This is a genomic window from Sphingobacterium sp. Ag1 (assembly GCF_000988325.1).
Lineage (GTDB): Bacteria > Bacteroidota > Bacteroidia > Sphingobacteriales > Sphingobacteriaceae > Sphingobacterium.
In genome coordinates this window covers 58,378-65,830 of sequence record NZ_LBGU01000016.1, presented here as the reverse complement: position 1 = coordinate 65,830, position 7,453 = coordinate 58,378, and the positions used below count along the sequence as shown (strand labels likewise).

Annotated in this window: 3 protein-coding genes; all 3 read right to left on the bottom strand. The window is 41.2% G+C overall.

The genetic code is table 11. The features are described 5' to 3' along the window. Positions 1–89: 89 nt before the first annotated feature. On the bottom strand, positions 90–2,213 hold the full coding sequence (locus AAW12_RS01625; protein WP_046671879.1) for a hypothetical protein: 2,124 nt from the start codon (positions 2,211–2,213) through the stop codon (positions 90–92). Positions 2,214–2,232: 19 nt separating this feature from the next. Then, on the bottom strand, positions 2,233–3,873 hold the full coding sequence (locus tag AAW12_RS01620; RefSeq protein WP_084823040.1) for a RagB/SusD family nutrient uptake outer membrane protein: 1,641 nt from the start codon (positions 3,871–3,873) through the stop codon (positions 2,233–2,235). 114 nt (positions 3,874–3,987) lie between these two features. Continuing rightward, positions 3,988–7,401, bottom strand: a complete 3,414-nt coding sequence (locus AAW12_RS01615) for a TonB-dependent receptor (protein WP_084823039.1) — start codon at positions 7,399–7,401, stop codon at positions 3,988–3,990. Positions 7,402–7,453: the final 52 nt, after the last annotated feature.

The window sequence follows — 7,453 nt, the reverse complement described above, 5'->3', positions numbered from 1 at the left end:
ATAGGTCGTTCCTTTTTATAGCAAAGGCAATGGACAGCTCTCCCTTACATGAAGCGTTCTTGCCCTTTGTATTTTAAAAGACACTGTATTTATGATATCTTAAATTTAATGATCTGTGGATTCATCAATACAAGTGAAATTGGAATCTGTACCGTCCTTCCCCTAAACTGTACATTTATCCTGTTCCATTTTCCGGCATAGTCCAAAATGAGAACTTCCTTTACTTTCAGATCACTAGCAATATCCAACAAGACATTTTCTGTCGGGTCCGAGCTCAAGTTTGTTAAAGTTATCAGGTAAGTATCCTTTGCTGTATTCGCGCTACACACACAAAAAATATTCGGCGCATCTTTAACAAATACGGGCAACTCCTCTCCGCCAACCCATTCGATATTCTGTCGCATAAGCTCCTTCTTTTTATAATTGAATGTCGTTGATGAAAAGTTACCAGCAAGATCAAAAGCACTGATTAAAATCCGGCCCCCAAGCCTATTCTCGTATCGAATCATACTTGCCATAATGGGATTCTCATGTTCATCCAGAAAATCGGTAACAACTTCTACTGCAGCATTGGGTTTCAGTTCAAAAAAACGTCCCCCTTCACTTCCTGCAGGGGCAAATATCCAATTATATTGCAGATCTCCCTGTATATTTTGGTACATATTCTTATTCCGCAGTCCCTCATAACAGGAGTGAATTTCCTTTTTATAGACTTGTACATCAACCCCCAAATACACTGAATATCCCATCTGGCACAAGCTATGGGCTGCTAGACCATCAAGAACCAGTGGTCCTTTTAGCAAGGCTAAAATTTCTGAGTCGGATAAAGACATAACTGCCGTCCCAGCCAGCATCTTAACCTTTCCTCCCTTTGTGGTGTAAGGAATACCGAATCTTCCCATCGCATTCACCCATGAATTTAAGCCCATTTCTGGCCTTCCTCCCCGGTAGGGCACTACAGCACTCGCATTTGGTAAATGTATGATTTCACAGCCGATCACTTCCGAATCCCGACTAGCTTCCTTCAATGCCAAAAAACGCGCGGCTTCTTTTCTGTACATTTCTGCATATCCCCTTTCCTCCAGAAGATTATCCAAATACTGGGTCAGATAAAATAGGGTCTGATCGAATCCATATGCAAAGGCAATAGTCATTAGACTCTTGATTTTAGAAGCCGACATAAAAAAACGGGAGTGCGGATAAGTATCCGATTCGTGAAAACATTCAAATGATTTAGGGAGGTGCTGTATACTATACAAAGCATGAAACAATTCTGCCGGCAACCCAAGGGGTGCATCCGACGAATAACTGCTACCATAAAGTCGTACAGTTGGTTTTGTCTGGCCTGCAAAAGCTTCCGTAAGTTCTTTGGTAAAATCACCGTCAAAATCTGTACAGCCAGACTGGCATAATGAAATCACGGTCTCTGGATTGACCTGATCAACCTTTTGCCGGATCTTTTTAGCTAGACTGACTAAAGAATCCCGGCTCAACGCCGCCCAATCTTTCCGCAACCGAATGCTTTCGGCATCTACCGTCCTAAATTTTTCCAATAATTCCAGGCGTGTAAAAGCTTTTCCCTGCCTTTTTGAAAACTCGTTTAGATGCAAGGGACAAAAACACCCGAACTTTACCGCAGGAGGCTGATGGCTCAACTCATAATCATCTTCAAATTGTATCATATAAGGATTGGCAATCTCCACTACAGTCGCTATGTGATTACTAAATTCTTCACTAAAAATAGGATCATACGGACAAGGACTGGTATCGCTAACAGAGCCATCTAGATCAGTAATGTATTGAAATCGTTTGTCAAATCCAGAACGTAGGGATGGGGCACACCACCATCCTATTTTAATATCGTTTGAAGTTAGCTTTTCTTTTGCTTCCTTGATTTGATAGCCAATTTCCGCATACACATTCTTACCTGGAAAGCCTTTAAATCTCACCTCTTCCAAAGGCCCGACAAAGAGGAATCTGGCAATACCGTATTTTTCCTTTAATTCAATCAACTGCTTATACATTTGTTCCTTCCGATTGCCATAAAACTTAATCGGTGCCGTTGTCGCCAATTTGGACGTACTTTCGTAAAATCCTTGATTATCTAATGGATCTTCTTTTTTTCCGTGTTGGTTTTGAGCGACCACCCGTTGAATATCACTCAAAAAGAAAGCTCCGAGTGCTGTACTGGTTATAAATTTACGTCGTTGCATAGTCATTGTATTGGCTGGGTTAGTAATTGGGGTTTTGTTTTAATTTAGCATTCTGATCTATCGCCGACTGGGGAATAGGCAGTAAGTAATTTTTGGAATTGTCAAATTTTCGGATCCCATTGACTGCATTGATAACCGTATAAACTGTCTTCCCATTTTTGTCTTCGATAAGCATAGCATGAGAGTCTTTGTTGAGTAAAATTTCAGCCTCTTTTAAACGAATTAAATCTAACCATCTCTTTTCCTCGAATGCAAGTTCGATCCGCCGCTCCTGTAAAATTGCTGTGCGTAGTTCCGCCTGGCTTTTGTTTTTTGCTAGCTTAGGAAGATCACTCCTTAAGCGAATCTGATCAATGGCATCGTAAATCTCAGGCGAAGGACCTTGTTGTTCATTTAAGGCTTCGGCATAACCAAGAAGTACCTCTGCATAACGAAAGATCGTAAAACTAGCACTACTCAACTGGTTGGGCCCTAGTACCGTAAAGTCGGGATTTATTCCCTTTCGCAGATAATAACCAGTATTGCTTGCTTCATTGACATTGTTGATGTCGGTGGCATTTTTGCTTCCCACACCCTGTTTCATCACCATAACGGAGCCCAACCAGGTTGCACCGTCATAAACAATGGACTGATAGAACCTCTTTTCACGGTTAGCAAAGGGTTGTTGAGGATCGTAGCCCGAATTGGGATCAGAGATCGGAAGACCATTTTTCATAAAATAAGAGTCTACCATTTCCTGTGTAGGGTTAACTCCACCATAAGAACGTAATGCACCATTAACAAAAGCAGGCCCTTGCAAGCCCTCTTTGCTACTTCCAAGATTTGTACCACCTAAATATCTCTTTTGAAATATTGATTCTGAGTTACCGTTATTTTTTTCAAAAAATTGCTCATTGTAATCAGGAAACAAAGAATAGATCTTTAAATCCATCACCTGTTTGTAGGATTGAGCAGCTTTTTTCCATCGTTCTTTGTCATTATTTGAATTATTGAGTGGGCTCGCCCAAAACAGCTCGGCCCAGGCCTTTAACGTCAGGGCAGCTCCTTTGGTCACCCGTCCCAGTTCAGCGGACAATGGAAGATCCTGTGCCGCAGCTTCACATTCGGACGCAATAAAATTGAACGTCTCCTCTGATGTATTTCTGGCTTGAAAGATCGCATCGCCCTGTGCATTCTGATTAAGAACTTTCGTGACAATAGGAACACCGCCATGACTGGTCCAGAGAATAGAATAAAAGTATGCTCTCAGAAAACGGGCTTCAGCACTTCTCAGCCTTTTCCAGGCAGGATCTAAATTACTTTGATCAATCCGTTCCAAAAACAGATTGCTTTTACGAATGGCTCCATAGTATCCCCATCTGTTGACGGAATTATCTGGAGTATACGCAGAAATCGCATAAACAGCGTGGGAAAACTGTCCATTTACACCATTCATCGCATTGTCGGACCAGTTTTCCTCAGGATCAAATGTTGAAAAGGGGCCATTAATGCTGGCATATATGTTGTTTAGAAAAAGATCGGCATTCTCTTTATCAACCCATAAGGTGGCGTCAGAAACCTGATCTGTGGGCGTAACTTCCAGAAAACTATTGCAGGAAGTATAAAAAATCATCATTAATATTGATGGAATAATATAGTGTGTTATTTTCTTTTTCATCATTAAATAATGTTTTACGTCTACCGTCGGTCGTGGAATATAAATGATTTAAATTTCTCTCCGCTTCAAGAGTAAGCGGAGCCCTATAACCTAACTGACGTATAAATTTGGTATCTATTAATTAATTCCTAATTTGACTCCTAAAGAATATACTTTCTGCTGTGGATAATTGTTGCCGCGATCGTAAGCCATTTCGGGATCTACGTTCTTAGCCTTTGTCCAAGTAATCAAGTTCTGACCGGAAACGTAGATCTGAAAAGTAGAGAGGTGTGCTTTCTGCAACACGGATGCAGGAACATCCCAGGCAACAACAACGTTTTTCAACCTCAAGTAACTTACATCCTGCATCCAGTGCGATGACATTTGCGTATTGTTTGTTGTAGGGGCAGAGGTCAGCCTTGGATGGCGTGCATCTAAATTACTAGGGGTCCAATAATCAAAATTATCCTTATTTGCCGTCATCCCGTTCCAAAATGGCCATGCTGCTTCACGAAAGAAATAGTAGTTTACTTTTGCTGCTCCTTGAAACAGTAAGTTAATAGAGAATGACTTATAGGCTATTGAAGGTGAAATTCCGTACATAATCTTAGGTGTCGCGGGCGCGCCAATTGGTTTTTCATCATTAAAATCAATTTTACCATCGCCGTTTACATCTTGATACCTGATATCACCTGGCTGAACTTTACCCCACGGCTGCACAGCGATTCCTGCCCTCAGTTCACCATTTGCATTGAAGTCTTCGGGAAGAAAATAGCCTATGGATTTATAACCGAACTGCATACCTAACGGTTTTCCTGTTCTCCTTCTATTTGGATTATTATAAGTACTTTCTGTTTCGAAAATTTGTAAAATCTTATTCTGGGCTAACGTCAAGTTGCCTTGAAGTCCCACTTTCCAGTCATTCCCCAAGTTCTTTCTGAAATTACCTGTCAGTTCGACTCCTCTATTTTCCATAATGCCGGCATTTACCTGGCTCAATGCTATTCCATACTCCTGCGGTACTGTTGCGGTTGGAGAAACAAGCATGTTGGATCTCTTCTCATGGAAATAATCCATCTCAAAAGCCAGTATGCCCTTTAATAGTGAAAACTCCATTCCAATGTCAGTTTTCTTGGCGCGTTCCCATGTAATATTAGGATTAGGTTCGGCCCTTTCTGCGACAATTTGTACGGCATTGTTTCCTAATACATATCCAGGCCCCGAAACGGCATAGGTACCAAGGTATTGAAAAGGACTTCCCGCAAGCGCACCAACCTCACCGTAGGAAGCTCTAATTTTTAAATTATCAAGCCAATCCTTCGTATTGATCATAAAACCTTCCTGAGAGATACGCCATCCGGCTGAAAGTGAAGGAAAAAATCCCCATCTTCGATTCGGAGCAAAATAATAGTGTCCGTCATATCGGCCACTGGCTTCTATCATATATTTATTTTTATAGTCATAAGAAGCCCTATACACAAGACCAACCTGTCGTGCGACACTGGAACTACCGGAGTTTTTCGAGTCAGCATTGCTAGAACTCCCCATATTGATCTCATCAATCAGTAAATTGTAATTCCTCCGATAAGCTCCCAGATTAGCGCTTTTATTATCCTTAGCTTCAAAGACTCCTAATAAATCAATATGATGACTGCCAAAATTTCGTTGATATTTTAAATTTGCCTGGTACGTTAGCTGAGCCATTTGCCCCATGCTTTGATCCAATGTCGCCTTGGTCGCTCCAAAAATTCCGTCAGATATTACGTAAGGTGTCTTTGAAACATCAATTGAAGCCATATGCAGGGGTGTATTCCACACCTTATTATTCAAAAAAGTAGGATCGAAAGCGATTAAGCCGTTAAATTCCAGTCCTTTTACAAACGGAATTTTCTGATTGATAGCTACCTGAGAAAATAATGTTGTTGAATTATTTTTTCGATAGCCCGAGCCAAAAATTCCAGCTGCACCATATGTCCCATACATGCCGTTGCTAAAGAAGTTGGGACCAGTACCAGCATGGCTATATTTGATAAGTTCAAAAATACGGAGTGTACCCCAGTCAGAGAGGTCAGAAGGAGGAGCTAAGGAGTTGACAATATTGCCATTTATATTAAACGCAAGATTGGTGGTCGCTGTCAGCTTGGCATCCACATTCAGTGCGAGGTTGTACCGTTTGGAATTTGCCGTTTTCCACATTCCTTTTTGATACTGATATCCAAAGGCACTATAATATCTTATATTTTCGGACCCACCCAAAAATTCAAAACTGTGATTCTGTAGGAATGCATTTTTACTCACGAGCCCGTCCCATGGCGTCCCTGGGGGGTATCGATCCGGATCGGAACCATCTTTGAATTTTTGTAATGCTTCGTCTGAATAAGGCTTCTTTGTCCCTTCATTTTCCGCTGCCAAGTTTTTCAATAGAGCGTATTCGTAACCATTAACCAGATCAGGGAGCATCGTGGGATTTTGGAAGCCAATATATCCATTATATCGGGTAGATACTCGCCCAGACTTTCCCCGCTTTGTCGTGACAATAATAACACCATTTGCTCCCGCTACGCCATAAGGGGCAACTGCTGCAGCGTCTTTCAATACAGTAAAACTCTCGATGGTATTGGGATCCAGCTTTTGGAAATCACGTGGAACACCATCTACAATCAACAAGGGTTGCGAGGATCCCATGGTGGAGATACCGCGAATATATATATTTGCACCATCACGACCGGGTTCACCCGAAACCTGCTTGGTGATTAGTCCAGGTACCCGTCCGCCCAAATTGTTGCTTAGATTGGTTGTAGGCAATTCAGTGACCTCCTCTCCTTTTAGTGTCGAAACTGCAGCTGTCATCGCATTCTTTTTCTGTGTTCCATACCCAACTACAACGACTTCATCAATGTTACTAATGGCAACAGATAATTTAATGGTCATTCCGGACAGCTTTGATGCCTGGATTTCTTGGGCTTGATATCCAAGCATGCGAATGACAACAATTGCATCGGGATCAACATTCATTAGTTCAAACTCTCCTTCAGCATTGGTCGATATACTTTTAGTCGAATTTTTCACAGAAATTGTTGCTCCGGGAATCGGTTCCCCTCTGTCATTCACCACTTTCCCTTTCACTCGCTGTTCCAAAACACGTCCTTCACCTACAATAGGATGATTTCGGTTTGTGGCACTAATCATTATAGTCCGGTCCTCGATTTCGAACTTCAGATTTTTATCTTTTAGAATAATAGCCATAAAATCAGAAAGCGGCAGATTCTTTGCGTTTACTTCGATAGGCGCAAATTGTCGGATATCTCCCTTTTTATACATCACGACATAATGGCTCTCCTTTTCAATTTTTTTAAAGATTTCCTCCAGTCGAATTGACCTGGAATATAGGCTCATATATTGAGAAAACACCGTAGCATTGACTTGAAGGCAGAAAATGAAAAGGAACGCAAATGTTACTTTTAAAATCATAATGGCTTTCTGAAATTTGGTTACTTTACAGTCTTTATCCATCCATGTCAATCGACATAGAAAATCAGATATTTTTTTCATATCTTGGTTTTTGATTGGTTATACATAAATAATTGTTGTCTGACAATTTGGG

Bases quoted from the DNA above. Each gene is read 5' to 3' on its own strand.
- AAW12_RS01625 (WP_046671879.1), bottom strand. From the start codon at position 2,213: ATGCAACGACGTAAATTTATAACCAGTACAGCACTCGGAGCTTTCTTT.
- AAW12_RS01620 (WP_084823040.1), bottom strand. From the start codon at position 3,873: ATGATGAAAAAGAAAATAACACACTATATTATTCCATCAATATTAATG.
- AAW12_RS01615 (WP_084823039.1), bottom strand. From the start codon at position 7,401: ATGAAAAAAATATCTGATTTTCTATGTCGATTGACATGGATGGATAAA.